The sequence below is a fragment of the Dyella acidisoli genome, assembly GCF_030160295.1.
Lineage (GTDB): Bacteria > Pseudomonadota > Gammaproteobacteria > Xanthomonadales > Rhodanobacteraceae > Dyella_B > Dyella_B acidisoli.
On the sequence record NZ_BSOB01000024.1, the window covers coordinates 15,722 to 42,130 of the forward strand.

Annotated in this window: 20 protein-coding genes; 12 read left to right on the forward strand and 8 right to left on the reverse strand. The window is 59.0% G+C overall.

Going from position 1 to position 26,409, the window contains the following annotated elements:
- From QQJ86_RS13125 to QQJ86_RS13160, 8 genes are all read left to right on the forward strand, one after another.
- Nucleotides 1-492 carry a MarR family transcriptional regulator gene (locus QQJ86_RS13125; protein ID WP_284321408.1) on the forward strand — a complete coding sequence of 164 codons (492 nt, stop codon included), beginning with the start codon at nucleotides 1-3 and terminating at the stop codon, nucleotides 490-492.
- Nucleotides 493-504: 12 nt separating this feature from the next.
- Nucleotides 505-2,631: an FUSC family protein gene (locus QQJ86_RS13130; protein WP_284321409.1), complete on the forward strand. Its 2,127-nt coding sequence runs from the start codon at nucleotides 505-507 to the stop codon at nucleotides 2,629-2,631.
- Complete coding sequence (locus tag QQJ86_RS13135; protein WP_284321410.1) at nucleotides 2,621-2,818, forward strand: DUF1656 domain-containing protein; 198 nt, start codon at nucleotides 2,621-2,623, stop codon at nucleotides 2,816-2,818. The genes QQJ86_RS13130 and QQJ86_RS13135 overlap by 11 nt, the downstream gene beginning before the upstream one ends.
- Before the next feature lie 26 nt (nucleotides 2,819-2,844).
- The gene (locus QQJ86_RS13140; RefSeq protein WP_284321411.1) at nucleotides 2,845-3,867 is read left to right on the forward strand and encodes an HlyD family secretion protein; all 1,023 of its coding nucleotides are present in this window, start codon (nucleotides 2,845-2,847) and stop codon (nucleotides 3,865-3,867) included.
- A 7-nt stretch (nucleotides 3,868-3,874) separates the two neighbouring features.
- Nucleotides 3,875-5,332: an efflux transporter outer membrane subunit gene (locus tag QQJ86_RS13145; RefSeq protein ID WP_284321412.1), complete on the forward strand. Its 1,458-nt coding sequence runs from the start codon at nucleotides 3,875-3,877 to the stop codon at nucleotides 5,330-5,332.
- A 268-nt stretch (nucleotides 5,333-5,600) separates the two neighbouring features.
- The gene (locus QQJ86_RS13150; RefSeq protein WP_284321413.1) at nucleotides 5,601-7,385 is read left to right on the forward strand and encodes a type IV secretory system conjugative DNA transfer family protein; all 1,785 of its coding nucleotides are present in this window, start codon (nucleotides 5,601-5,603) and stop codon (nucleotides 7,383-7,385) included.
- Nucleotides 7,386-7,484: 99 nt separating this feature from the next.
- Complete coding sequence (locus tag QQJ86_RS13155) at nucleotides 7,485-8,462, forward strand: hypothetical protein (RefSeq protein ID WP_284321414.1); 978 nt, start codon at nucleotides 7,485-7,487, stop codon at nucleotides 8,460-8,462.
- 56 nt (nucleotides 8,463-8,518) lie between these two features.
- Entirely contained in the window at nucleotides 8,519-10,057 is a 1,539-nt protein-coding gene (locus QQJ86_RS13160) for a peptidoglycan-binding domain-containing protein (protein ID WP_284321415.1), read from the forward strand.
- Nucleotides 10,058-10,212: 155 nt separating this feature from the next.
- Here the strand turns inward: QQJ86_RS13160 and QQJ86_RS13165 are convergent, their stop codons facing one another.
- The 4 genes from QQJ86_RS13165 to QQJ86_RS13180 all read right to left on the reverse strand — a co-directional run bounded on the left by QQJ86_RS13165 (nucleotide 10,213) and on the right by QQJ86_RS13180 (nucleotide 14,467).
- Complete coding sequence (locus QQJ86_RS13165; protein ID WP_284321416.1) at nucleotides 10,213-11,640, reverse strand: hypothetical protein; 1,428 nt, start codon at nucleotides 11,638-11,640, stop codon at nucleotides 10,213-10,215.
- Between the two features lie 25 nt (nucleotides 11,641-11,665).
- Nucleotides 11,666-12,238 (reverse strand): acetate uptake transporter, encoded by a 573-nt coding sequence (locus tag QQJ86_RS13170; protein ID WP_284321417.1) that lies wholly within the window; start codon nucleotides 12,236-12,238, stop codon nucleotides 11,666-11,668.
- Nucleotides 12,239-12,752: 514 nt separating this feature from the next.
- Nucleotides 12,753-13,376: a nucleotidyltransferase family protein gene (locus QQJ86_RS13175; protein WP_284321418.1), complete on the reverse strand. Its 624-nt coding sequence runs from the start codon at nucleotides 13,374-13,376 to the stop codon at nucleotides 12,753-12,755.
- Nucleotides 13,376-14,467, reverse strand: coding sequence for an XdhC family protein (locus QQJ86_RS13180; protein ID WP_284321419.1), 1,092 nt, complete (start codon nucleotides 14,465-14,467; stop codon nucleotides 13,376-13,378). The genes QQJ86_RS13175 and QQJ86_RS13180 overlap by 1 nt, the downstream gene beginning before the upstream one ends.
- A 240-nt stretch (nucleotides 14,468-14,707) precedes the next feature.
- Here QQJ86_RS13180 and QQJ86_RS13185 point away from each other — a divergent pair, with 240 nt between their 5' ends.
- From QQJ86_RS13185 to QQJ86_RS13200, 4 genes are all read left to right on the forward strand, one after another.
- Entirely contained in the window at nucleotides 14,708-15,211 is a 504-nt protein-coding gene (locus tag QQJ86_RS13185; protein ID WP_284321420.1) for a (2Fe-2S)-binding protein, read from the forward strand.
- Nucleotides 15,208-17,484 (forward strand): xanthine dehydrogenase family protein molybdopterin-binding subunit, encoded by a 2,277-nt coding sequence (locus QQJ86_RS13190; RefSeq protein WP_284321421.1) that lies wholly within the window; start codon nucleotides 15,208-15,210, stop codon nucleotides 17,482-17,484. The genes QQJ86_RS13185 and QQJ86_RS13190 overlap by 4 nt, the downstream gene beginning before the upstream one ends.
- Nucleotides 17,481-18,785 carry a c-type cytochrome gene (locus QQJ86_RS13195; RefSeq protein ID WP_284321422.1) on the forward strand — a complete coding sequence of 435 codons (1,305 nt, stop codon included), beginning with the start codon at nucleotides 17,481-17,483 and terminating at the stop codon, nucleotides 18,783-18,785. Before QQJ86_RS13190 ends, QQJ86_RS13195 begins: the two co-directional genes overlap by 4 nt.
- A 242-nt stretch (nucleotides 18,786-19,027) precedes the next feature.
- Nucleotides 19,028-21,076, forward strand: a complete 2,049-nt coding sequence (locus QQJ86_RS13200; protein WP_284321423.1) for a M13 family metallopeptidase — start codon at nucleotides 19,028-19,030, stop codon at nucleotides 21,074-21,076.
- A 138-nt stretch (nucleotides 21,077-21,214) separates the two neighbouring features.
- On the opposite strand, the gene QQJ86_RS13205 is transcribed toward QQJ86_RS13200, so the two are convergent.
- From QQJ86_RS13205 to QQJ86_RS13220, 4 genes are all read right to left on the reverse strand, one after another.
- The gene (locus QQJ86_RS13205) at nucleotides 21,215-22,234 is read right to left on the reverse strand and encodes a LamG domain-containing protein (protein ID WP_284321424.1); all 1,020 of its coding nucleotides are present in this window, start codon (nucleotides 22,232-22,234) and stop codon (nucleotides 21,215-21,217) included.
- 170 nt (nucleotides 22,235-22,404) lie between these two features.
- The gene (locus QQJ86_RS13210) at nucleotides 22,405-23,778 is read right to left on the reverse strand and encodes an alkaline phosphatase family protein (protein WP_284321425.1); all 1,374 of its coding nucleotides are present in this window, start codon (nucleotides 23,776-23,778) and stop codon (nucleotides 22,405-22,407) included.
- Between the two features lie 92 nt (nucleotides 23,779-23,870).
- Entirely contained in the window at nucleotides 23,871-24,704 is an 834-nt protein-coding gene (locus tag QQJ86_RS13215) for a CPBP family glutamic-type intramembrane protease (protein ID WP_284321426.1), read from the reverse strand.
- Nucleotides 24,705-24,947: 243 nt separating this feature from the next.
- Nucleotides 24,948-26,303 (reverse strand): hypothetical protein, encoded by a 1,356-nt coding sequence (locus tag QQJ86_RS13220; protein WP_284321427.1) that lies wholly within the window; start codon nucleotides 26,301-26,303, stop codon nucleotides 24,948-24,950.
- Nucleotides 26,304-26,409 lie beyond the last annotated feature (106 nt).

The following is a 26,409-nucleotide window of genomic DNA, read 5'->3' on the forward strand; positions in this document are numbered from 1 at the left end:
ATGGCCGATTTCGCTACCACCGAACAGCGCCTCGCCGTCACCTGCCGTCGCTATCCCGATTTCCCGCGGCGCCCGGCCACCCTCGCGCGCCTGATCAAGCACATCCACAAGCAACTGCATGATCAGGTGAATCTTTCGCTCAAGCCCTACGGCATCAATCATCCGGAATACAACCTGCTGATGATGTTGTACGGTTCGGCCAGCGGTACGATGTCGCCGTCGGAGCTGGCGGATGCGGCAGGGGAGAAGTCGGCCAACATCACGCGCTTGACCAACGAGCTGTGTGACAAAGGTCTGATCGACCGTAGCGGCAGCGCTGACGATCGGCGCAAGATCGAACTCAGCTTGACGCCGCAAGGACAGGCGTTGCTTGAAAGTCTTCTTCCGGATATTTGTACGTTGCTGGCGGGGCAGGGACGTCACCTCAAGGTTTCCGAGCAGGTTCAGCTCGAAAAGCTGTTGAAGAAGTTTCTGAGCGGATTGGCAGACTGAGTCGGGGCCCTCATGTCCGTAATCGAAGCCCAAGCAGCACCGCCCAGAACGCGCGAGGTCGTGTTCGCGACCCTGCGCGAAGAGACCGCCACTTGGTTGTTCGTGGTGAAGACGCTGCTCGCCTTCTACATCACCGGTTGGCTGGCGATGCGCCTGGCGCTGCCGCAGCCTTCCACGGCGATGCTCACCACCATCATCGTCGCCAATCGCCAGACCGGCATGGTGCTGGCCAAGAGCTTTTACCGTGCTATCGGTACGCTGGTCGGTGCGCTGGCTGGCTTCCTGATTGTGGCCTTCTTTCCGCAGGAACGCGTGCTGTTCCTCTCCGCGCTGTCGCTGTGGGTCGGCGTGTGCGCTGGCGGCGCCATGCTGTATCGCAATTTCAAGTCCTATGCGTTCGTGCTGGCCGGTTATACCGCGGCGATCGTGGCGCTGCCGGTGATCAATGGTCCGCTGGAAGTGTTCAATTCAGCGGTATGGCGCCTGAGCGAGGTGCTTCTGGGTATCGGCGTTTCGGCCGCGGTAAGCGACATCGTGTTTCCCAGCCGCATCCGCGACGATCTGCGCCGTCTTTGCCGTGCACAGTTCGCCAACTTCATCGATTTCGTGCAGCGTGCGATGTGCGGCAAGGTGGCGCGTGCAGATATCGAGAATGCGCATCTGCGCTTCGTGCGCGATGCGGTCACGGTGGAAGACCTGCGCAGCTCGGTGATCTTCGAAGATCCGGAAGCGCGTGCGCGCAGTGGACATATGCTGCTGCTTAACCAGCGCTTCATGGCGACCTCCACGACGTTGCAGACGCTGCATCATCTGATCAATCGCTTGAAACGCAAAGGGCACGATATTGCGGCAAACGCGCTGATCGAGGTGTATCGGCCACTAGCGGGTGCGCTCGATGCGCCGATCGAAGCAGGTGCTGCGGCGCGCGTACTGTTGCCGCGGCTGGATGGTGCACGGAAGGCGATCAAGGAGCGCAAGGCGACCCTGCGCGCTGAAATGGCGTCTGCCTACGACATGCTCGATTTCGATACCGGTGCCACGCTGATCGATCGCTTCGTCGACGAACTTTACGCATATGTTGAAGCGGCGTCTGCGCTGCAGGCGCCCAGGCTTTCCGGCACGGTTGCCGAGCGCGTGAGCTTCGAGCGTAGCAGTGACTATCGTGGCGCGGCCCTGGCGATGCTGCGTACCTCGCTTGTGATGGGCATCTTGAGCTTTTTCTGGATCGTTTCCGCCTGGCCATCGGGCGGGTCAGCGATGCTGCTGGCAACGGTATTTTCCGGCCTGTTTGCCGCAGCGCCCAATCCCAGTCAGTGGGTGCTGCACACCTCGCTGGGCTTTGCGGTCGGTACGTGCGCAAGTTTCATCTGCCAGTTTTTCGTGCTGCCCTTGATGGATGGCTTTGGATTGCTGCTGGCTGGCTCTGTACCGTTCCTGATGATCGGCATGGCGATGATGATGTGGCCCATTACCGCGCGCGCCGGCGTGGGCTATTGCATGGGTTTTACCTTGACCGTCGCTATTCGGAACGAGATGAATTACGACGTGGTGTTTTTCTGGAACGACACGTTGGCCCAGTACATCGGCCTGGCGGCCACGGGAGTGGCCTTCTTGTTGCTACCGTCCGCCATCGGCAGCGTGGGGCTGCGTCGCCGTCAACTGGACCGGTTGCGCCGTCAGGTGCGTCTTGCTGCTACCGCACCACTGCCCGGCTTGCGTGCTCGCTTTGAAAGCATCAACCACGATCTGTTCGGCCAGATCGTCGCGCAAACCGAGCGCGGCAGTCAGGCCTCGCGTAGCCTGACCGCCTGGACGTTGTCGGTGCACGAAGTGGGGCGCACCTTGATCGAGCTGCGCAACGACATGGCCAATCGCCCGCTGCCCGAAGAAGTACGCGAGGCGATCGAGCGCACGATTGATGCGATTGCGCATCTTTATGAATATCCCGATACGACGACCTATGCGCAGGCGCGAAGCGCCCTTGCCGCCACCATGGCCATGATCGAAGGCGACGAAGCCATGGCGCTGCTGCTGAATCATCTGCATGTGTTGCGCCTGGCCATGCTGGACGAACAATCCGTGCTTGCCGATTACATGCAAGCTCAGCCCAACGCACAAGGAGTTGCTCATGCCACGTGAAATCGCCATTGGCGGCGCGCTGGTTCCCGGACTGCTGGTCTGGTTTCTGCTCGCCGTGGCGCTATTACTGCTGTTCGACTGGGTGGTTGGCCGATACGGTCTGTATCGCTACGTATGGCATCCGGCGCTGTTGCGTTTGGCTTTCTTCGTGTGCGTTTTCGGCGGCCTCGCCTTGTTAACCATCTGAGCAGAACAAGACGTCCCCATATTCCTATGAAAAATACTCTCTACATCCGCATCGCCATTACCGCCTTCTTCGTGCTGATCGCCGCGTTCATCGGCTATGGCTTGTGGCGGCACTACATGTATTCGCCGTGGACCCGCGATGGACGCATCCGCGCCAACGTGGTGCGCATTGCACCGGATGTATCCGGCCTGGTAACCGCGGTGAACGTGGTCGACAACCAGCAAGTGAAAAAGGGTGACGTGCTGTTCGTGATCGACCGCCCCCGTTACGAAGATGCCATGGAGCAGGCCAAGGCCAATCTCGCCGCTGCACAAGCAGCGGTAGCTGCTGCGCAAGCGAACATCGATGCGGCCAAGGCCGGTACCACGCAAAGTAAGGCGAATTTCACCATGTACGAAGCGCAATCCAAGCGCCGACAGGGTTTGAAAGACGTGGTTTCCAACGAAGACCTGGCCAATTCCCGCGCCACCGCCGATGCTGCGCGCGCCACCTGGGACAAGGCGCGTGCCGGCGAGGAACAAGCCGCGGCTGCACAGTTGCAGGCACAAGCAGCCGTCAAACAGGCACAAGCTGCATTGGCAACAGCGGAACTCAACCTGCAACGCACGGAAGTGCGTGCGCCGGTCGATGGTTACATCACCAATCTGCTGGTGCGAGTGGGTGATTACGCCAGTGCCGGTGCACCACGGCTTGCGTTGATCGACAATCGCTCGTTCTGGGTGGATGGCTATTTCGAGGAAACCAAGCTGCCGCATCTGCACGTCGGCGATCCGGTTGATATCCGGCTGATGAGCGGCGGTGTGCATCTCCGCGGGACGGTGGATGGTGTGGCTCGCGGCATTGGCGGCGCCGTTGATCCTACCGGCACGGATCTGTTGGCCAACATCAATCCCACTTTCAACTGGGTGCGCCTGGCGCAGCGCGTGCCGGTGCGCATACGCATCGATACGGATCATATGCCGGCGGGCACGGTGCTGGTGGCAGGACAGACGGCCACATTGGTCGTGCAGCCGGGTGGGCACGGCGATGCGCTTGCGGAACATCAGTGAGCGTGCCATGCGTACTGATATGAATGCGTTTTCTCAATTCCGTGTAGTGTTGGCGCTTGCGCTGAGCGCGGCGCTAGCCGGCTGTGTCACGCCGGGTGGCTTACATCCCACCGGTAAAACGCTGGACCCGGGCAGCCTCAAGAGCGATCAGAGCTTCGCCAACGTGCCGCTCAGCCCCACCGCATGGCCGGCACTGGATTGGTGGCAGAGCTTCGGTGATCCGCAACTGAGCGCATTGATCGAGGAAGCGCTGAAGAGCAATCCCACTCTGGCGGAAGCCGAAGCGCGCGCGAAGCAGGCGCAGGCGATCGTCGACATCGCGTACTCGGCACGTCTGCCACAGGCAGACCTGGAGGCCGGTGCGGAGGGCACTCGATTATCCTTGAAGGATCCGATCTATCCGCAGTATGTGCTGGGCCATTTCGCCTGGGGCAAGGCTGTTACGGCGAATTTTTCCTGGGACATCGATCTGTGGGGCGGCAAGCGCGGCGCATGGGAAGCTGCACTCGGACGCAGTCGCGCTGCGGAAATCGAAGCTTATGCGGCGCGCATCCAGCTTTCCGTCAACGTCGCGCGTGCGTACGTCGCGCTGGGTTACGCCTTCGCGCAAAAGGATGTAGCGGATGGCGAATGGCAGCGCGTCACGCAAACGCTTTCCATTACTCAACGTCTGGTGCAAGGCGGCCTGGGCACGCCGCAACAGGAAGCTTTGGCCGACTCGCAAGTCGCCAGCGCGGAACAACAGCAAGCACAAGCCGATCGCGCCATCGATGCAGCGCGCAGCAGTCTGTCTGTACTGCTGGGGCAGGGACCGGATCGCGGCTTGAGCATCGAGCGTCCGCATCTACTCGATCCTGGCCTGACTGCAGTGCCCGATAAGCTGCAGGTGGATCTGATCGGCCGTCGTGCTGATCTGGTGGCTGCGCGCTGGCAGGTTGAAGCGGCATCCCAAGACATCAAAGCCGCCAAGACGGAGTTTCTGCCGAACATCAGCCTGAGCGCGATGGCCGGCCTGGTGGCGGTCGGCGGCAGCACCAATGTGTTTCAGTTGCCTGCGCGTACGTATTCGGTAGGACCTGCGCTGAGCTTGCCGATTTTCGATGGCGGCCGTCTGCGTGCCAATCTTACCGGCGCAGACGCGCGCTACGACGAAGCGGTGGCGCACTACAACAGCTTGCTGATCGCTTCGTTGAACGACGTATCGGATCTTGTTTCTGCGTTGTCATCAGTGCGCAAGCAGATCGCACTTGAACAGCGTGCAAAGCAGGATGCGGAGAAGAGCTGGCACGATGCAATGTCCGCCTACAAAGGTGGTGTGAGCGGGCCGCTCACACCGCTGGCCAGTCGCCAACAATTGCTGCAGGTCGATCAACGCCTGGCGGCATTGCAGAGCCAGCAGGCGGATTTGTCGATTCGGTTGATTGATGCGCTGGGTGGTGGTTACGGGGCCGCGGCCGAGAGATAACAACACCGTTCTGACGAAGTTCTTAATCCTTGCGGCCGTCATTCCCGCGGAAGCGGTAATCCATTTGCTCCGATGTAGAAGCAAAGATGGATTCTCCCTTTCGCGAGAATGATGGTCATGGAAAGGCTTGGATGTTCGGAATCCCCCTACATCCAATTTTCCCTTTTCCTTATCGTTAACGGCGGTGCGTGTTTTACGATCCCACGCACTGGAATGCTGTTATCGACAGTATGCGCACGGTGTGCCATCGCACGGATAAGGAGAGGCAATGCGTTGGAAGGGAAGCGTGGCGATCGTGTCGGGTTTGTTGGCCGTGGTCGCCGGTTTGTATCTATCGGGTTGGACGACCCTGAAACTGTTGGGCCTGGATTCGGCCCCACTGCAATGGAATACCTGGTGGGCCTACTTCAAGGCGCTCGACTTGCCGCAGGTTGCGCCGTACGTCACCAAGATCAAGATGGGTGGTGCGGTGGGTTTTGGTGTACCGCTGCTTGGTTGGTTGTTGCTACTGATTCCCCTGTTGAAGTCGCGCGAAGGGGCGTTTCACGGCGACGCCCGTTTCGCCACCAAGGCGGATCTAGCCAAAGCCGGAATGCTGACGCATAACCCGGAAGAGGGCATTCTGCTCGGTAAATTCGGCCGTAAATACCTGTGGCTCAACGGCGCCCAACACGTGATGGTGGTTGCACCGACGCGCAGCGGTAAATCCACCAGCGTGGCGATACCGGTGTTGCTGACCTATGAAGGTTCTGTCGTCGTGCTGGACGTCAAAGGCGAGCTATATCAGCACACCAGCGGTTATCGTTCCCAGAAACTCGGTCAGAAGATTTACGTCTGGTCACCCTACGACGAAACTGGACGCACCCACCGCTTCAATCCTTTCACCCAGCTTCTACGGTTGGATTCGCGCAATCGCCTGGGCGAACTGCAAACTATCGCCGCCATCTTGTATCCGGATGAGCCGGGCAAAGATCCGTTTTGGACAAATCAGGCGCGGTCTGCGTTCGTGGCATTTGCTTCATGCATGTTCGAGAGCTGGGATGATTTGGCACGTACGGAATATCCCGCTGCTCATGGTCGTGCGCTTGATCCCAATGCCGACCCGCGTTTCCCGAGTTTCGAACGTATCTACCGAATGACCTCCGGCGAAGGGTGCGAGCGCGGCGTCAGAAAAATGCTGGAGGCGGTGCTGACTGACCGCAAGCAGTATGGCTATATCAGTACCCAAACCCGTACTGCCTTTTCCAGTCTCGTAGGTTTGGCCGAAGAAACCTTCTCCTCGGTGATCGCCACCGTACAGGCGCCGCTGCAGCAATTCCTTGGCCCAATTCTGGCCGCAGCCACGAATGCCAAAGATTTCGACGTGATGGCCGTGCGTCGACGCAAGATGACGGTATATGTAGTGATTCCACCTAAAAAGCTGGACGAGTCAGGCAAGCTGCTAAACATCTTTTTCAGCAGCGTGATTGGCGGCAATCTACAGGGCGATAAAACTACCGACTCCACCATCAAGCATCAGGTACTAATGCTGATGGACGAATTCACCTCAATGGGGCGTTTGGACGTGTGGGCCAAGCGCATCTCGGTATCCGCCAGCTACGGTGTGCGTGATCTGACCATCGTGCAGAGCCGACCACAGTTGCGTTCGGTGTACGGTACCGAAGACGCGCAAAACTTCATCACCAACCACGCCGCCAGCATCGTGTTCACCCCACGCGAGCAAGAAGACGCCGAAGCTTATTCCCGTGCCCTCGGTGATCGCACGGTGCGCCGCAAGCACCGCAGCGTCAGTCGTGGTGCCGGCGGCAGCAGCGTTTCGTACAGTACCACCGAAGAACGTCGCCCATTGATGCTGCCGCAGGAGATCAAGGAATTCCCCAAGGATGAAGAGTTGATCTTCGTGGAAGGCTGCCCGCCGATTCGTTGCAAGAAGAACTGGTACTTCAAAGATCTGTTCTTCAAACAGCGCCTGATGGACCCGGTGTCTATTCCCGCCATGGCAGCCGTAACTACTGCAGCATCGCCACAGTCACAAGGAGTGCGCCATGCGTAACCCGAACGATGACGGCGAGAACCCTGATTGGGAGCAGGCAGTCCGTCCACGCTTTACTGCTGCGGAGGATAAGGATGGTGAAGGTGCACGCCGTCGTCCTTGATTGCAATACACCGACAAACGGTCATCGACCCGCAGCATGAATTGAATCTGCTGCGCATGATGCGAGTGGCCACCGAGTATACCGTGCGCGAGTTGGGGCCACTACCGCCTGGCGGGTTCCCAGTACGGAAAAAGCGCAAGCCTAATACGCCTTATGTGGACTTTCTTGGGCGAAAGGTGCCTCGAATACCAATTGCTGAGGAGAACGACAAGATGAAGCTAAACCAGATTGCCTCCATAGCTGCCTTAGCGGTGGGAACGGCGGCGTGCAATCCCGCGGCGCCTATAGCTGGATCGGTTGATACGAACAGTCTTAACAAGGTGGCCACAGCTTCCTTCACACCTTCCGACCAGGTCAGCGTTCAAGGGAAGCACGCGACGTCCCCGCTGCAAAATTTGCTCAATGTGTTCGCCGCACCCAACGCGGCTGCGTGGTCGGCCTTCAATTCGATTCCTTGCGTGCAGTGGAATGATCCAGAGCCTATAAAAAATCTGGAAGTACGCGACAAAGAGAGGGCATTTTACAGAGGAGGAAAACTTCTTCTTGCTGGATTCGGCGTCGTGGACATGCCAAACGGCAAGGTTGGCATTGATTTCGGTTTAGTGAAAGGTAACGAAGGCAATGTGGGCGTCACACTGAATGGTGATGCGGATCATGTGTATTCAATTTCGCTAGTAAAGTTTTACCCGAGCGAAAATTATCAAGACATCATCCAGCAGCAATTGCAATCCGGCGATACCATTGCGCTGATCGCCGACCGTTGCGCGCTCGCCGAGTACGGCACAGGCAAGAACACGGGTAAGAACAAGTTCTACGAGATTCGCCTCGCTGCTGGCGCTGTGTATGTAGAAGCTTCAGTTGACGATGATGACGTATCCACTGCTAGCGCCTCAGCTCTCGGATCGACTGTATTTGTCTTTTATCGAAGCAAGCCATCGCGAAGGATCGCAAAGATGCGTTGTCACGAGCTTTAGAGCACTTATTTTTAGCTCATGTCATCTAGTCAAGCATATCAAGGAGCAATATCACGATGTCCAGTCGACAAGATAAGGCTGTAGCAACTGCGAATGCCTACAATCAAGGTAATATTGCAGGTTTAGACGATGCGATGACCCGGCGTCTAATTGCTTCTGTGGTTTTAACTGAAAGCAATGGTGGTGATCTGGATATCACCAATAGCCTTGGTTACGTCGGTCGGTATCAAGCCGGTGCTAGTTGGCTTGCTGATGCCGACTATATTGATAGCAACAAATTGCGTACGGCGATGGCTGGAGATGGTTTTACACGCGAGGCAGCGTGGGGAGCTAAAGGCCATATGACAGAATTTCTGAATGATTCAGCCAACTGGAAGAATGGCTTGAGCTTGGATCAGTACAAGGCTTCTGCAGAACTACAGGACAGAGCTTTCAAGATAATCAGTGACAAGGCCTACAAACAGGCGATCCGAGAAGGAGTTCTTAGAGAAAGAGACGATGATTCGAAGATTGCAGGCTATCTTAAAGCTCGACACATTTCCGGCCCAGCTGGTGCCAGGAAGGCATTGGAAGGCATTGCTGTCAATGATGACTATCAAACAAGCAACATTAAGTATTTAGAAGACATTACACGTAATGGTGATGGCTTAAATCAAGTGATGAACCACCATCGGGAACAACACTTTCAAATACAAGACGATCGTTCAGTGGGGCTCTTCAAAAACCATGAAGTTCTGCGCCAGGATAAGCATGGTGCTGATGTCGTCAAACTTCAAACCGATCTGCGTGACCTCGGCTATACCGATGTTCATGGGGATCCTCTGGAGCCCGATGGTCGATTCGGTCGCAACACGCACCATGCTGTCGAAAACTTCCAGCGTGATCATGACCTAAATGCAGATGGTGTGGTTGGTCCGAATACATGGGCTGCGTTGCGCAATGTAGTACGCATATCATCGGTTGCGCCCACGGTGACCCAAATCTCCGGGCAGAACCAGCAATCCTCACAGGACCCGGTGGATACATCACCTGTCTACCCGAGCGATACCGCGAACCAGCAGTTGGTACTACTGCAAGCACAGGTACTTGAAATGCAACGGCAAATGGAGGCGATGATTCGGCAACGCGAACTGGGGCACGAGAAGGAAAGGGGCGATTCGTTCGCTGTGTCAAGCGAAACGCCCCGGCACGCTGCGTTTGACGAGTACACCCCGGCTCAGCGTATCACCTGGCGATTGGGCTACAGCGACCCACGCCACCCGCAACACGATCTCTACATTGACGTAAAAGAACGCCTGAAAGCCGACGGGCACCACCTTCCAGAAGATCGGCTAACCCAGGTCGTCGGCGAAATGCACACGCGAGGTTTCCAGCCGAACTGGGAAGGTTACGCCAAGGTGCACAACGACGCGGTGTATGTCTCGGACTTCAGCCCGTGGGCTAATCGGGTGCGCGTGGATCTAAAAGAACCCGCGCCGTCGGTGCAGGAGACGCTGCGACAAGTGGACGATCATCAACAGACCCTGACGCAACAGCATGCGTTGCGGGAACAACAGACGCAGAGCCGTGGGCACGGACACTCGCTGTCGCCGTGATGACGAATATTCGGTAGGTTGGGGCGCAAACCCCAACATCGCCATACATGTAGAAGAGCATGTTGGGTTTTTCATCCCAACCTACACTATGCGCTTCCTGACCTGCACCGTGAGGTTGATCCCCCTCCCGAAAGAGGAGGGGGACCCAGCGCCACTCAGAACTTGTAATACGCACTCACATTAACCTGATTCCCACTGGTCGATACCCGATTCACCCCGTTCGAGGTGGAGTTGAGAATCGCGTGGATCCATTCCACCGCAAACGCGTAATCCCCCACCGTGTACTGCAGGTTCGCGGCTACTTGGCGATTCTTCAGTAATCCAGTGGAGCCGTGATTGAACCAGCGAACCACATCGCTGGTGTTGGGCTTGCTGAAGGCATAGAACACATTGGCACTCCAGTTCGACGTGAACTTGTAGCCGCCCATCACGTATGCGCCGGTGTCCTTGATGTCGCCGAATTGCGAGAGGTCGCCGAAGATCTGGCCGATACCTCTGCCGGTGTATCCCACGCTCCTGAGTACCCACTGACCTGGTGTCCACTGGCCGCCGAGTTCGAAGGCTTCGCTGGAGAATTGGCGTTTGATCGGTGTCGGTTCGGTATTGCCCACGCCGGCCAGGTTGATCTGGCTCCAGTGCGCCGCGGCGAACAGCATCCATTCTTTCGGTTGCTCCACGTGCAGCTTGGCTTCGATCTGCGGGCGGAAGCCGGCGTTGCCTGCGCTGATGTAGTTCACCTCGTTGCCCGGACCGTTCCACGTTCCTTCAAATGCGCCGACATCCAGCCGCCATTGCGGGCCGGTGGAACCGTGGTTGAGATCCTGCGAGAACACTATACCGGGGAAGCGCCAGCCGATGATGCCGGCGCCATAACCCAATGGGAAGGCGATATGGCTGAGCGAGTTGGGCAGATCGTCCAGTGGGAACATCAGATCCCACATCTGGCCAATCTTGAACGAACTGCCGGTCACCGGGTTTTCCAGCACCATATAGGCTTGGCGCAGGCGTGGCAGCGGCTGCTCTTGCGAGTAGGGTCCGGTGCCGTTGTTGCCGCCGAAGAAATCCATTTCCAGATGCGCGCCGCCGGTCCAATCGCCGGCCACTTTCGCTCCAGTGAGATCGAACCAGAAGCGGGTATTGCGGACGTCCACGCCGCTTAGTCGACCCGTTGAACCGGGAATCGGATACTCGGCGTTCTGGCCATTGCCGAAGGTGAAGCTCTTGCTCTGCGAGAACGCCGTGGCGTCGATGAAGCCATGCAACGCCACCGATACGCCCGGCGCGCTGCTGAAGGTCGGCGCCTGTTTCTGGACCGCCGCCACGGTGGTTTGCACTTGTGCCTGAGCCTGTTGTGTTTGCTGGATCTGCGTTTGTTGCTGCGTTTGCTGGTTCTGCAATTGAGTCAGCGCTTCGTGCATTTGTTGCAGATCCTGCTGCTGCTGATTGAGTTGCTGTTGCTGCTTTTCCACCAATGCCTTCAACGCCTTGATTTCCTTCTCCCGGCTATCTTGTGCAGCGAATACAGGCATGGTCGCGGTCAGGCCCAGTGCCATAAGGGCCAGAAACAAAGTATGTCGTTTCATGGAGTGCTCCTTATCGTTGGGTATGTCAGCTGGGCGCGCCAACGGGCAACACGACTCGCTTGTGCCCGTCATTGATGATTTCCGCTGCCGATAGATAAAACGCAAGCAAGGCGGTCAGCAGTCCTACGTAACCGCCGGCCGTATGCAATCCGGCCATACCGGTCCATTCACCCGCAGCAAGCAGGAAAAAGGTGATCCACAAAGCAAGGAAGATCAGCTGCAACGCACGTGCAGCGCGTAACGTGCCAAGCCACATGTAGAACGTGAATACGCCCCACATGAAGAGATACCAACCCACGAAAGCACCCGGCACTTTGTCGTGCAAAAACAGTACGAACAACGCGAACGACCACCAGAACGCGCCGTAACTTACGAAGGCAGTCGTACCGAAGGTGTTGCCTCGCGGCAGTTCCATAATGCCGGCAATTATCTGTGCCGTACCGCCGTAGGCCATGGCCACCGCAAGCACCATGTTCATGGCGTCGCCGGTGAACCAGCCGGCGTTGATCATGCTCAACAACCACGTTGTCAATGCGAACCCCGCCAGACCCAGCGGGGCTGGATTCGAGAATCGCGCAACAGCCTGTTCATTGCTCATAGCAGGAACCTCCCCAAAAAGTGCGTTGATGGGATGGAGTGCGTGGCTCCGCGTTGCCCGCGATGCGTGCTCCTGATTGGCGCATGGGCGTGCATGGTGCGCTCCCCGCCACCATGCAGGTTTGAGTAGCAGACCGTATTTATTGCGGTGTCACTGATACGTTGAAAATGCCGGATGCTGCCGGCCGCGGCCTGTCGTAACAGGCGCCGATTGCGTGCTCGCAAGGGTGCTGTCGTCGCAACGGCCCGTACCGTTTGACGTGAGTCCTCCCTCCGCATGCCTGGTGACCCGCCAGGCTTCCGACCCGCGCAACGCGGCTGGGTGCTGCAAGGCAGCAAGGTGGGCCGCGAATGCCCGGACCTATACCGGAACTTTACAGAAATGCGACAGGAATAGTAGGCCTGTGGACGTCATTTCGCGTAAACCAAAAAAACACGCGGCTCTCGTGGGTGGGGAGCAAACCCCAACATCGTTATGCCGATCAACATGGCAATGCTGGGGTTTGCACCCCTACCTACGGGAGCGGCTTTGGGGCAGCGAGCAACGCCTGCGCTCTACGTAGATCTTCCTGCGTATCGATATCCGCAACGTCATCCGAGGCGAACACTTCCAGTCGAGCTGCTTCGCGTTGGAGCAAGGCACGCGCACCTTTCGGGCCGGACAGTACCGCCAGCGCATCAAAGCAATCACGAGGAAACAAGGCAGGTGGTCCTTGCATACCGTCATGCTCCGTTGCGAATACGCGGCCGGGTGCTTGCCGATGCCGTTCCAGCATGGTTTTGAATGCCGTTGCACCAAGTAACGGTTGATCGGCCAAGGCCACCAGCACCGCCGAAGCATGCGGGAACGTGCGCATGACTTCGCTCACACCGGCAGCCAGCGAGCTACCCATGCCCAGTTGCCAATCTTTGCAACGCACTAGGCGCAGTGGCAGGTCGTCGATTACGGCTTCCACATCATCGGCATAAGCGCCTGTTACAACGATGACGGGGATGTCGGCTTCCAGCAGCATGCGTGCCACTCGTCGTACCATCGGTTCCCCGTCGATATCCGCGAGTTGTTTGGCGCCGCCAAAGCGGCTGCCTTCGCCTGCCGCGAGCAAGAGAATCACCGGCGAAAGGGAGACGGCTGACGGCATCAGTGGATGGCGCCGTCGTTATCGCGCAAGTGACCACCGTTACGACGGTTGATCACTGCCATGATTTCGGCGGCGATCGCCAGCGCAATTTCTTCAGGCGTTTCGGAGCCGATATCCAGGCCCGCTGGCGCATGCACATGCACGCCATCGAGTGCGGGATTGTGGCGCATGCGCGCAACGCGTTCGCGCGAGCCCAATGCGCCGACATAAGCCACAGGAGCACCACGCAATGCACGGAGATAGGCGATGTCCTGTTCGAGATTGTGCGTCATCACTACCACGGAGCTATGTGGGTCTAGCGCTATCGCGTCATTGAGCTGCTGTGGTGTGGCGCATGCGGTGTGCAAACCCTCAGGCAGATCGGCTGTGCGCAAGCGCGCTGGATCGTGATCGACCAGCGTCGTGCGCCATCCCAGCGCGCTGGCCAGTGGTAACAGGGCGCGCGCTGCGGCACTGCTGCCGATGACGACCAATGCATGTGGCGGAGCGATGACTTCCACCAGCACGTCGACCTTGCCCTGTGCAGATGGAAGGTCCAATGTGCGAGCGCGATGTGAGGGGAGATTAGTTGCTTGCGCCATGATGACTTGCACCAGCGATGCATCGCCGATGGCATCGTAAAGCACGTCGTGTCCATGCCACGCCAATCGCCGCGGCATGAGCACTTGGTCGTTTTCCGCAAACAGCGTAGCCATGTGAATGGTGCGCCGCTCATCGAGGCAGCGCGCCAGCGTGTCGATGAAATCCGTATCGTGGATCGCTAGCAGTGGCTCGATCAGCACTTCCAGCTCGCCGCCGCAACCCATTTCGATCAATACGTCCAGGCCGGATTCCGCGTTATAGCGCACCAGCTTGGGTTCGCCGCTGTCGATGATCTCCAGCGCGCGCGCCACGATGTCGCGTTGTGGGCAACCGCCGGAAAGTTCGCATACCACCTGGCCATCACCGAGCACCAGCATCCGTGTGCCGGGACGGCGAAAGGTGGAACCGCGCGTGCGGGTAAGCGTGGCAAGGGCGGCTTTCGGCGCCGCGGTGCGGTGCACGTCGCGCAATGCCGCAATCAAGATGCTTAGCTCGTGGGCCGAATTCATCTTTGCTGTCGATGGATAAAAGGAGCAGAATCGCCAAGCGCGATGGTGTCACGTCTTTGACGTTCGATGCCATCCTGCGCACGGGGTGGGTGGAGCAACGGTCGTCGGACTACGGCTTTTTTACGCTGGATTTGCTGAGATAGTCATTTCTCATCACGTGCGTGAAGAACACGGCAGTTTTAGGCAAGCGCGCCGAGTATCAGGCAACGTACGCTGTTCTTTTATACAAGGGGAAGCTTCATGGTGTCCTTGTCTATCAACGGTCAGACATATCCCGTCGACGTACCCGATGACATGCCGCTGCTATGGGTGCTGCGTGACGTCATCGGCCTGACCGGTACCAAGTTTGGCTGCGGCATTGCGCAATGCGGTGCGTGCACCGTGCATCTGGATGGCCAGGCGGTGCGTTCGTGTGTGCTGCCGGTTGGCACCATTGGCAACCGCGCCATCACCACCATCGAGGCCGTGGGCAACACGCCCAGCGGGCAGAAGATCCAGCAGGCATGGCTGGATGTGGACGTCGTGCAATGCGGCTATTGCCAGTCCGGCCAGATCATGGCCGCCGCAGCGCTGCTCGCGCATACGCCCAATCCCAACGATGCGGATATCGATGCGGCAATGTCCGGCAACCTTTGCCGTTGCGCCACCTATGTGCGCATTCGCGCCGCGATCAAGCAGGCAGCGACCGGCAAGGCGGAGCTCCAGCAAACAATCGTCAGCATGCCGGAAGGAGCTGCGTCATGAGCACCGAACTTCTGTCGCAAGCTTCGAAGCAAGACGAACCCGTCAATCCGCATCGCCGCCATATGCTCAAGGCTAGTGGCTTGGCGATCGCCTTTTTGTGGTTAGGCGGCACAGGTACGGCTGCTGCCATGATCAGCGCGCGCCGCCAGCCGGGCGACACGGCCGCTGCCATGGCCGACGGCAATCCCCCGTTCGTGCCCAACGCCTTCATCCGCATCGACAGCGAAGGTCCGGTGCGGCTGGTGATGCCTACTGTGGAAATGGGGCAGGGTATCTACACCGGTTGTTGCATGCTGCTGGCTGAAGAACTCGGCGTGGGGCTGGATCAGATCAAGGTGGAACATTCGCCGGCCAGCGACGAGTTGTATGGCATTCCCTTGCTGGGCGGGCAGATCACAGGTGGCTCTACCAGTACGCGTGGTACCTGGTCGGTACTGCGCGAAGCCGGCGCCGTGGCGCGCAGCATGTTGGTGAGTGCCGCTGGCGTGAAATGGCATGTCGATCCCTCCACCTGCACGGTGGAACGTGGCGTGGTGCATCACGTGCCATCGGGTCGCAGCCTTACTTTCAACCAGTTGGCTGTCGATGCGGGCAAGCTGCCGATGCCTGACAAGGTGCAGCTCACTGATCCGAAGGATTTCAAGCTGATCGGCAAGCCGATGCGGCGCGTGGATTCAGAGGACAAGATCAAGGGCGCCACGCAGTTCGGCATCGACGTGCGCATGCCGGGCATGAAGGTGGCCACCGTGATGGCGTGCCCCACCTTCAACGGCAAGCTTGCTTCGGTGGACGACAAGGCCGCGCGCAAGATTCCCGGTGTGGTGGATGTCCTTCGACTGGATGACGCCGTCGCCGTAGTGGGCGAGCATTTCTGGGCGGCGAAGAAGGGACTCGAAGCGCTCGTCATCGACTGGAACCGCGGCGAAAACGCCAATCTCACCACGCAACAATTGCGCGATGCCATTGCGGATACCGCGCGCAATGGCAAAGGTATCGTCGCACGCAATGATGGCGATCGGCCGCAAGGCACCGTCGTGCAATCGGAATATCAGTCGCCCATGCTCGCGCACGCGACGATGGAGCCGATGAACTGCACCGTGCACGTAACTGCCAATCAGTGCGAAATCTGGGTCGGCTCGCAGGTGCCCATGCGTGCTGTACAGGAAGCGGCGAAGATCACCGGCCTGCCCGAAGGCAAGGTTCTCCTGCATCAACAGTACCTGGGCGGCGGCTTTGGTCGCCGGCTCGAAACCGACTATGTGGAACAGGCGGTAGCCTTCGCCAAGCAGGTGCCGTATCCGCTGAAAGTGGTGTGGACGCGTGAGGAAGACATCCGCCACGATCGCATGCGGCCGATGTATCACGACGTTATTTCTGCAGTGGTCGATGCCAATGGCCTCCCGGTCTGGTACGGCTATCGCACCAGCGGTGGCACGGTGCTGGCGCGTTTTGCACCGGGTGCCATGGGCAAGGACGGTCTCGACGGCGACGCCGTGGAATGCGTGGTGGAACTGCCATACGACATTCCGAAGGGCCATGTGGAATGGATGCGCCACGATATGCCGCCCGGCATCGTCGTTGGTTGGTGGCGCGGTGTTGGCCCTACGCACAACCTGTTCGTGGTCGAAAGCTTCATCGACGAACTGGCACATCATGCCGGCAAGGATCCGCTCGAATACCGGCGCTCACTGGTGCAAAAGAATGCACGCGCATTGGGCGTGCTCAATCTCGCCGCCGAGAAAATCGGCTGGGGTGGTCAGCCGCTGCCAGCGCGCGTGGGACGCGGCATTGCCTTGGGCGAGCCGTTCGGCAGCCATGTGTGCGCGATCGTGGAAGTCGAAGTCACACCGCAGGGTGAGGTGCGTTTGCGCAAAGCGGTAGCTGCGATCGATTGCGGCATCGCCGTCAATCCCGGTTCCATCGAAGCGCAGATACAGGGTGGCCTGCTGTTTGGCCTCAGCGCCGCGATGTACAGCGGCCTCACCCTCAAGAACGGTGCGGTGGAGCAAAGCAACTTCAACGACTATCGCGTCTTGCGCATCAATGAATCGCCGATGGTCGAGGTGCATCGCGTGATCAATGCGGAAGCACCCGGCGGTATCGGCGAAGTGGGTACGGCTATCGCCGCGCCTGCGCTCGCCAATGCCATCTTCGCGGCCACCGGCGTGCGCTTGTACAAACTGCCGGTGGATCGCGACTTGTTGGTGCAAGGCCCGGACGCACTCAAATCGGTGGTGTCGGCTACGACGCATGAGAGGAGGGACATCGCATGAGACGCTTCCTGCTCATCGTGGTGATCTTGCTGCTGGTCGGCACGGGCGTGTACTTGTATTTGAACCGCAGCGATCAAGCTGACGGCACTGCACCCACCGTCGCAGGCGCACCGCCTTCCGCCGATGTGCTTGCACGCGGCGAGTACCTCACCAAGGCTGCGGATTGCGCAGCCTGCCACACGGTACCCGGTTCCAACAGAGCATTTGCGGGCGGCGTGCCATTCCGTTTGCCGTTCGGCACGATCTATTCCTCCAACATCACCGCAGATGAAAGCACCGGCATTGGCAGCTGGAGCGATGACGAGTTCGTGCGCGCGCTGCACGACGGCATCGGCAAGCACGGCGAGCATCTGTATCCCGCGTTTCCCTATACCTCTTATACGCTGCTGAGCCGCAGCGATGTGCTGGCAATCAAGGCTTATCTCTTCAGCCTGCCGAAGGTATCGCTACCGAACAAGCCTAACGATCTTTCCTTCCCCTACAACCAGCGTTGGTCGATCGGTTTCTGGAATGCGGCGTTCTTCAAGAGCCAGCGCTTCCAGCCTGATGCTGCGCAATCGCCACAGTGGAACAGCGGCAAATACCTCGCCACGGCACTGGGGCATTGCGCCGAATGCCATACACCTAGAAATGGCATGTTCGCCTTGCAGCACGGTGAAGAGCTGTCCGGGGAAGAACTGCAAGGCTGGCATGCCTACAACATCACGTCCGACCAAACCCATGGCATCGGCGCATGGAGCGATGGCGAACTGGCCGGCTATCTCAGCACCGGTCATGCCGACGGTCGTGGCTCTGCTTCAGGCCCGATGGCCGAGGCGGTAGAGAACAGCCTGCGCTTCCTGCAGCCCGCCGATACGTCAGCGCTGATTGCGTACTTGCGTAGCGTGCCTGCGCGCACGGGCAAAGATCCCATTACCGTCGATTCCAAACCTGCGGCAGCCTTGGCTTCCAGCGACTTTGCACCTGCTGGCGACGACCATGCCGATGCGCAAGGTGCGAAGCTGTTCGAAGGCGCTTGCGCCGGCTGTCATCAGTGGAACGGCAAGGGCCAGCAGACGCCTTATGCTTCGCTGATCGGTACGCGTGGCGTCAACGACATGCGCGGCGTCAACGTCACGCAAATCCTTTTGCACGGCTCCAGCTTGCGGGGCGAGGGCGCGAGTATTTTCATGCCCGGTTTTGGCGATGCGTACTCGAATACCGAAATTGCCGCGATCAGCAATTATGTGATCGGGCATTTCGGCAACAAGCAGGGGACCGTGACGCCGGATGATGTCGCGGCGCGGCGGAATCAGATGTAAGCGGTAGGTTGGGGTGCAAACCCCAACATCGCGGTGTTGATCGGCATAGCCATATTGGGGTTTCTCCCGGGCCTACGGGCTTTTTTGTTCGCCATCCCAGCGAAAGCTGGGATGACGGTGAGGCGGTATATAGATATCCGCACGCAGGCAAGGGCAAAGCGCCGCTAGCCCAAATGTCATCTGCAAGTTCATGCATCCGAGCGCTATGCTTCCGCGCATTCCATCCAGCACGGTGCACCCTCATGCGTCCCTTAGCCCGCATCATTGCGTTCGCACTCCTAGGCACCGCATCGGCCCTTATCGCAGCGCCAGAAATGAAGAGCGGCATCGACCTTGCCGGCATCGATCACACCGTCAGACCGGGCAATGACTTCTTCAGCTACACCAACGGCACCTGGGTCAAGCACACCGATATTCCCGCCGATCGTTCCAGCACCGGCCCCACGGAAGAGTTGGAAGAACTTACTGAGCAGCGCACGGCTGACCTGATCCGCAACATGGCGAAGACACAGCCGGCTGCGGGGTCCAATGATCGTAAGATCGCCGACTACTACGCCGCCTTCATGGATGACGCTGCTATCGAAAAGCATGGCTTGTCGCCACTGAAGGTCGAGTTGGCGCAGATCGATGCCATCAAGACGCGCGACGACCTGGCTCGCGTGCTGGGCAGTGAGCAGCGTGCCGATGTCGATCCTGTCAATGCCACCAATTTTCACACCGAGAATCTGTTCGGCCTGTTTGTGGCGCAAGGTCTGGAAGATCCGGCGCACAACATGCCGTATCTGCTGCAAGGCGGTTTGGCCATGCCCAGCCGCGATTACTACTTGTCGCAAGACGCCAACATGGCGACAGCGCGCACCAAATACCAGGCGTACGTGACATTGCTGCTCAAGCTGGCCGCGACGCCCGATGCGGAGGCGCAAGCCAACGCCATCGTTGCACTGGAAACCAAGATCGCGCAGGCGCAGGAAAGCCTGGTCGACAGCGAAGACATCCACAAGGCTAATCATGTGTGGACCTTGTCTGACTTTGCGCAGAAAGCGCCGGGATTAAACTGGAAGGTCTATTTCGACGCGGCGCAGCTTGGCGACCAGTCACGTTTCGGTGTATGGCAACCCGCTGGCACGACTGGTCTTGCCGCCTTGGTGGGAAGCGAATCCATCGATGCATGGAAAGCGTTGCTGCGTTATCACACGATCGATAGAGCAGCGCCATTGCTGCCCAAGCCCTATGCGGCACTGCATTTCGATTTTTACGGCACGACCTTGCAAGGCACGCCCAAGCAGGCGGAGCGCTGGAAGCGCGCGGTGAGTGCCACCAGTTCGGATCTGGGTGATGCCGTGGGCCAGGTCTACGTGAAACACTATTTCCCGCCTTCATCCAAAACCAAAGTGCAGGAGATGGTGAAGAACCTGATCGCCACTTTCGACGAACGACTCGACACACTGGCATGGATGACACCGGCCACGCGCGCCAAGGCCAAGGAAAAATTGCATACCTTGCGCGTGGGCGTGGGCTACCCCGACACCTGGCGCAACTACGGCGAGCTGGCGATTCGCGCGGACGATGCACTGGGCAATCATCAGCGGGCTTCCGCGCAAAACTATCGCTATCAACTGGCCAAGTTGCATCAGCCGGTCGATCGCGGCGAATGGTGGATGACGCCGCAAACGGTGGATGCTGTGAATCTGCCGCTGCAGAACGCGCTCAATTTCCCCGCTGCCATTTTGCAACCGCCGTTCTACGATCCAGATGCCGATGATGCCGCCAACTACGGCGCCACCGGCGCCACCATCGGTCACGAAATCAGTCACAGCTTCGACAATCTTGGTGCTGATTTCGATGCGCAGGGCAGGCTGGCGAACTGGTGGACGCCGCAGGATGCCGCGCACTTCCACGCCGACACGCAAAAGCTGGCCGAACAGTACAACCATTACGAAGCGCTGCCGGGCATGTACGTCAACGGACAGCAAACGCTAGGTGAGAACATCGCCGATGTCGCCGGTCTGGCGATCGCTTACGCGGCCTACCACCGCTCATTGCACGGCAAGCCTGCGCCGGTGATCGACGGCCTGACGGGCGATCAGCGTTTCTTTATTGCCTATGCGCAAAGCTGGCGCTCAAAGATCCGCGACGCCGCGCTGCGCCAGCAGCTTGCGACGGATGTGCATGCGCCTGAAAGCATTCGCGCACAGGCCGTGCGCAATCTCGATGGGTGGTATCCAGCGTTTGAAGTGAAGCAGAGCGAGAAGTTGTATCTCACGCCGGAGCAGCGGGTGAAGATCTGGTAGCGAGTGTCCGCGCGGTCGTCATGCCCGCGAAAGCGGGCATCCATGTTGCTCTGATGCATCTGTGAAAATGGATGCCCGCTTTCGCGGGCATGACGGCGATGAGGGAATGCGTGCTTTGACGGCGACCACCACTCGCACTTAGCCCTTAATTACCGGCTTCCGCCCCGTCTTGTTCGCATCCGCCGCCATCTCCGGCTGCACCGGAATCTTCTTGCCGGTGCCAGGCTTGGTCCACACCGCCACGTAATCCACGACCATCGAATGTCCCGGTTCCGTTTCAGGTGTGGGCGTGGGTTTCCAACCGGCCATCACAAACGAGAAGCCGCCGCCCATCGCCACGTCGAGCAACAGAAAGTAGCCGCGCTGATCGGTGAGTTCGCGCCAGGTTTCGGCGGGCATCTGGTTTTCGGCCACCTGATTGATCATTTGGCCGTCCACGAACCAGCGCATTCTTTCCGGTGTTACACCGCGATCCCACTCGAACGTGAAGGTGTGCGGGCCGGCGGTGCATGCCTCGTGCGGACAGGGCAGGCGGGCGCCGATGCCGATCGGCTCGCCGCATGGGCCGCTGGGGTTCACGCCGCAATGCAAAATGCCCCATGCGGCATCCAGCCCGTTCACGCTTTCCATAATGTCGAACTCACCCGCCTTGGGCCACACCATGCTGGTGCGATAGTTGCTGCCCAGCGCCCAGAACGCGGGCCAGTAGCCGAGCGCGCGCGGACCGGTGATATCGGGCATTTGAACGCGCGCTTCCATCCGCAGCACGCCGCCATCCGGCACCGTGAAATCGTCGCGAACGGTTTCGATGCGTCCGGACGTCCACGCACCGCTCGCATCACGTTGCGGCGTGATCATTAGATGGCCTTTGCCATCCAGGTGCAGATTGGCTGGATCGCTGGTGTAGTTCTCAGTCTCGGACGTACCCCAGTTGACTGGGCCGTTGGGGTAGCCGTGACCGGTATCGATGCGCCAATTTGCTGCAGAAGGCAGGGAGCCCGCCGGTCCGGCGAAATTATCACCCCACTGCAACTGCCAGCCGGGCGGAGAAGGAATGTCGACGGCTTGCACTGAGTTGGCAAAGCCAGCAAGACCCACGCCCAGAGCACAGGCTGCGACGATGGCGGTGGCGCGGGTAGGGATTTTTTTTATCTGCATAAACTACCAGGTGGGAACGGCCCCTTTTGCAACACGCTCCCGGCTGCGCCAGCCCGGCGTAGACGGGCAGGCAGATGAAAAACACGGGGAAAGGACGTCCCCTCCATCCGTTTTTAATGTCTTCGGCGTCCAGAAGCAAATCTGCAGTTGTGAAATCTGCTGCGCAGGTCTCACTGCAGCATGTTCGTGAGTGGCGCTTGTGTGGCCGCTGGCAACGAAATACCAAGCAATTTGGCGATAGTTGGCGCCACACGCAAATTGCTGATCTCACCCAGCTGCACACCGCGTCGGATATGCGCGCCGGAGGCGATGAAAAGCGCCTGCATATCCGAATCGGTATTGAGATAGCCGTGCGCGCCGCGCGCAGGATCGACATGAGTGATCAGCGGTTCCTCAGTGCCGTCCATGAACGTGTAACCCGCTTTGGCGACGAGATACAGATCTGGCGCTTGATCGGTAGAGCCAGGCGCCGGAATGCCGAGCCGTTGTGCATCGTTGCCGGTGTAAACCGCTGCCACGCCGGGCATGGTTTGGAAATACGCGGTGAGTTTGGGCAGCAGTGCAGCACGCTTGGCGCTGTCGTGAACGTATAGCGACGCCTCGCCGCCTTCGGGCTGAATCCACACGTCACCGTGATAGCTGCCTTTTTCCTTATGCAGCCAGCCTTGCTGCACCAGCGCGACGTTCGGACGAACGATGTGCGTGTAATCGGTGAAGCCGTGGTCGGAGGCGATGACGAAGGTGATGCGTTCCAGTAACCCTGCCTTGCGCGCAGCATCGATAAGCCTTGCGATGTTCGCGTCCGCATCGGCAAACGCCGCATAGGCCGGCGCCGAGAGCGCACCGTATTCGTGCTGAAGCGTGTCGGTCTGCAGCAGATGGAACAGCAGCAGGTTGGGTGTGTGATACGTGAGGATGTCGATGGCGGCATCGGTCCAGATCTGGTCACGCCAAGCAGGGCTGCTGTCATCGTTGAAGGTTTTCAACGCATCTTTGGTAACAAGGCCTTGCGCAATCAGATCCTGCGCGATGGGGCCGTCCGCATCCGGCACTTCTGCAAACGCCCAGCGCACCGACTCGGCGTGGTGGATGGCCACCCAGTCCACCTGGCCGGTGCTCATGCCTTTTTCCGCCAGCGCGTCGTACAGCGTGCGCGCATGCACCAGCTCGGTCTTGGGTGTCCACGGTTTCACTTGAAGCATGCCGCCGTCGGCCGGGAACGTGATCAGGCCATTGGCCATCACATGATGCTCGGCTGCATTTACGCCAGTGATCAGGCTGGTGTGGTTGGGCCAAGTGACCGCGGGATTGATCGGCTGCATGGCCTCCGCATACGCACCTTGCTGCTGCAGCATACGCAGCGTGGGCATCGGCAGGCGTGGGTCTTTCAATGCACGGGCGGGGAAACCGTCGATGGTGATCAGCACCACGATGGGGCCATGCGTGGCGGCAGTGCCGTCATTGGAACGTTGCGACGTTTGGCTGCGAGCCGGTACGGTAAACACCGAGACCAGCGTAAGAGCAAGAACGAGAAGTTTGCGCATGAATCACCGGGCAGGATAAAACGGGCTGATTGTAAGCACGGAAGCGGTAGGCCGGGATGACAATCCCAGCCTACATGGCCCTCAAACTTACGCTACTTCGCGCCCGTCTCCATAGTCATGATCGAGCTCTGCGCGCGGTAACAGCGCGCCGTAAGTGCTATCAGAAGCGAAACAGCCAGCATGATCAGCGCCGTGCCAATGAAGCCGCGCTCATCGTGCCGCGGTGAACGATCAACGATCGTATAGAGATTGAAGCAGACGTTGCTCGCTGTGTGAAAGAGCAGCGCAATCAGGATGCTTTGGCGATTGCTCGCATAACCCCAGACGATCGCTATGCGCAGCGCAACGGTAAAGATCAGGAATGCCCAGAAGGGCATGAACGACTGCGTGAGGCCGACGATAAAGAACAGCGGGATATGCCAGCAACCCCAGATCACACCCAGCAAAACCGCAGCCCAAAGCAGGTTATAGCGCTGTTGCAGGCGATCGATCGCGTAAGCCCAGCCAAACTCCTCGTTGATGGAACCACCGATAAGAAGCAGTTCCACGTATAGCAAGGGCAGGTGGCTAAGCGGCATCGCAAAGGCGAAGGGCGGGCCACCATGACTAGCCAGCCACGCCATGGACAGGCCGGCAGCAACAGGCACCAGCAACATGGCAGCGAGAAAATAGATAAGCCCCATGCGGTAGCGCAGGCTTCGACCGGCAAATTCGCGCACCGCAGGCCAGCCGCCGTCGCGATAGGCGGCAACAAAGGCGCCTACAAAGGGTCCGAAGGAACCAACGAACAGGCATATCAATTGCGCAACAGGTGAGAGCGGCAAGATACCGCGGCTCCCCAGCAGAGAAAAAAACCAAGCGATCCATGCCATGCCGAACGCCAACACGAAGTAGAACCATGCAGGTGTGCGAAAAGACGGATGCATCGATGTGTCCTCGTTTGTGGTGTTTAAGGATGTTCTGATCTATTCCACGTACCCGTCACCGCAGCGAAATGCGCATACACTGCGGCCCCAACATTTTGAATTTAAATGACGGGGTGACGTCCAGAAGGCCCGCAGCCTGCGCCGCGCGACTTAAACAGACGGCCAGTCTGCCCTGCGCCGCGCAACACACCCTGCGAGCCTACTGGACGTCATGCCGGGTGCGTGGAATAGATCAGAGCATCCTTAAGGTTGGGTTTCCGGTACGGTGATGGTTTCCCGATGCTCCGTCTGGTCCCCATCTGCGATAAAGCTCAGCTCGTAGCTGCCTGGCCGCAAATAAAGATCACCGGAAGGTACTCCTTGTGTGCTTCCGTATGCAGGTACGCCCGAAATGGACACGGTGATCGGCATCTGGTCCAGCACTAGCCGATCAGCGGGAATCGCGTCCGGCCCTTCGTTGCTGTAACGCGCCTCGATCAGGCACGGATAGTGATCACGGCAACCGTCTGCGCTCACCAAGCGCATCTTGCGCAGGCCGCCCAGGCTTAGCCAGGTTGGACGACTCCGTTCCAGTTTTTCAGGCGGAAAGAACACGGTGACGTCGTAAGCGGGGCGCAACGACCATGGTTTGCCTTTCGAGTCGACGAACACGATCGGTTCTTTCGGCTTCTCCTGCTGCATGACCGCCGTGTAATACGGGTGATCGCTGTTGCTGCCGGGGCGCGGATACATCGCCGTCTGATCGATGGACAGCATGGTCGCTCCAGTGAGCTTGGCCAGATGCTCCGCCATCGACTTTCCACCCAGATATACGCCAGTTTTGACGATGTGATCGAAGCCGGCGTTGATCACCAGCCGTGCGTGCGGATCTTTCGCAAACACGCGTTCGTAAAGATGACGCGCCTGTTCGGCTTCGCGTGCATCGGCGGTGGGGCTATCCGATGTGGCTTCATACGCAATCACTTTGAAGCCGAGCTTCAGCGCGGTGCGTACCATTTCTCCATAAATAGGTTCTTCGGTGTAGAAGCCGCTGTCGTGGGTCGGATAACCGCGTGCCTGCAATCCCGTGTCGCTCTCCATCAGTGTTTCGGCGGCAAAGTAACGAAAGCCCTGGTCATATAGATGGCTCAGCAAGGGCACGGTAAGGCTGCGCGTCATCCCTATGTTATGTGCTTCGTTGAGCAGCACGACTTGATAGTTCTTCGCAAGCTCAGGAATAGCATCCACCGCCGGCTGAGCAACGTAATCGCCTTGTGCCAAAGGCGAGGGATTGTCGCCCGGCTGTGGCGATTGCCTGATCGCGAAGGCGCTCATCGCGACGGGATAATCGCCGATGTAGCTTGCGTACCAAGCCACGTACTGCCCGAAGATCATGCGGAAGGCTGGCGAATTGTCGGTGGTAAAGTCCTGCCGCAGCGCCATGTACTGCGCCAACAGGCCTTTGTGTTGTTTCGCCTCGGTCAACATTTTGTCGGCCTTTTCCCCGGCGGCTGCTTGCTGTGCCTGCCAGGCCGCCGCCGATTGCGCATGAGTGGCGATAGGCATGCAGCCCCACCACAACAGGCATCCCAGTACGGCGGTGACGCGGCGTATCGTCATGGTGTCGAGACCTACTCCCAAAGGCTCTCCCGCATCATGCACTTGCCGGGACCCTGCGCCCAATAGCCACTTGTTGCGCGGTGCAATAAGGCCACTTGCTGTCGTG

Bases quoted from the DNA above. Each gene is read 5' to 3' on its own strand.
- QQJ86_RS13180 (WP_284321419.1), bottom strand. From the start codon at position 14,467: ATGAATTCGGCCCACGAGCTAAGCATCTTGATTGCGGCATTGCGCGAC.
- QQJ86_RS13135 (WP_284321410.1), top strand. From the start codon at position 2,621: ATGCCACGTGAAATCGCCATTGGCGGCGCGCTGGTTCCCGGACTGCTG.
- QQJ86_RS13175 (WP_284321418.1), bottom strand. From the start codon at position 13,376: ATGCCGTCAGCCGTCTCCCTTTCGCCGGTGATTCTCTTGCTCGCGGCA.
- QQJ86_RS13145 (WP_284321412.1), top strand. From the start codon at position 3,875: ATGCGTACTGATATGAATGCGTTTTCTCAATTCCGTGTAGTGTTGGCG.
- QQJ86_RS13205 (WP_284321424.1), bottom strand. From the start codon at position 22,234: ATGCAGATAAAAAAAATCCCTACCCGCGCCACCGCCATCGTCGCAGCC.
- QQJ86_RS13190 (WP_284321421.1), top strand. From the start codon at position 15,208: ATGAGCACCGAACTTCTGTCGCAAGCTTCGAAGCAAGACGAACCCGTC.
- QQJ86_RS13195 (WP_284321422.1), top strand. From the start codon at position 17,481: ATGAGACGCTTCCTGCTCATCGTGGTGATCTTGCTGCTGGTCGGCACG.
- QQJ86_RS13215 (WP_284321426.1), bottom strand. From the start codon at position 24,704: ATGCATCCGTCTTTTCGCACACCTGCATGGTTCTACTTCGTGTTGGCG.
- QQJ86_RS13220 (WP_284321427.1), bottom strand. From the start codon at position 26,303: ATGACGATACGCCGCGTCACCGCCGTACTGGGATGCCTGTTGTGGTGG.
- QQJ86_RS13160 (WP_284321415.1), top strand. From the start codon at position 8,519: ATGTCCAGTCGACAAGATAAGGCTGTAGCAACTGCGAATGCCTACAAT.
- QQJ86_RS13170 (WP_284321417.1), bottom strand. From the start codon at position 12,238: ATGAGCAATGAACAGGCTGTTGCGCGATTCTCGAATCCAGCCCCGCTG.
- QQJ86_RS13125 (WP_284321408.1), top strand. From the start codon at position 1: ATGGCCGATTTCGCTACCACCGAACAGCGCCTCGCCGTCACCTGCCGT.
- QQJ86_RS13185 (WP_284321420.1), top strand. From the start codon at position 14,708: ATGGTGTCCTTGTCTATCAACGGTCAGACATATCCCGTCGACGTACCC.
- QQJ86_RS13165 (WP_284321416.1), bottom strand. From the start codon at position 11,640: ATGAAACGACATACTTTGTTTCTGGCCCTTATGGCACTGGGCCTGACC.
- QQJ86_RS13140 (WP_284321411.1), top strand. From the start codon at position 2,845: ATGAAAAATACTCTCTACATCCGCATCGCCATTACCGCCTTCTTCGTG.
- QQJ86_RS13150 (WP_284321413.1), top strand. From the start codon at position 5,601: ATGCGTTGGAAGGGAAGCGTGGCGATCGTGTCGGGTTTGTTGGCCGTG.
- QQJ86_RS13200 (WP_284321423.1), top strand. From the start codon at position 19,028: ATGCGTCCCTTAGCCCGCATCATTGCGTTCGCACTCCTAGGCACCGCA.
- QQJ86_RS13210 (WP_284321425.1), bottom strand. From the start codon at position 23,778: ATGCGCAAACTTCTCGTTCTTGCTCTTACGCTGGTCTCGGTGTTTACC.
- QQJ86_RS13130 (WP_284321409.1), top strand. From the start codon at position 505: ATGTCCGTAATCGAAGCCCAAGCAGCACCGCCCAGAACGCGCGAGGTC.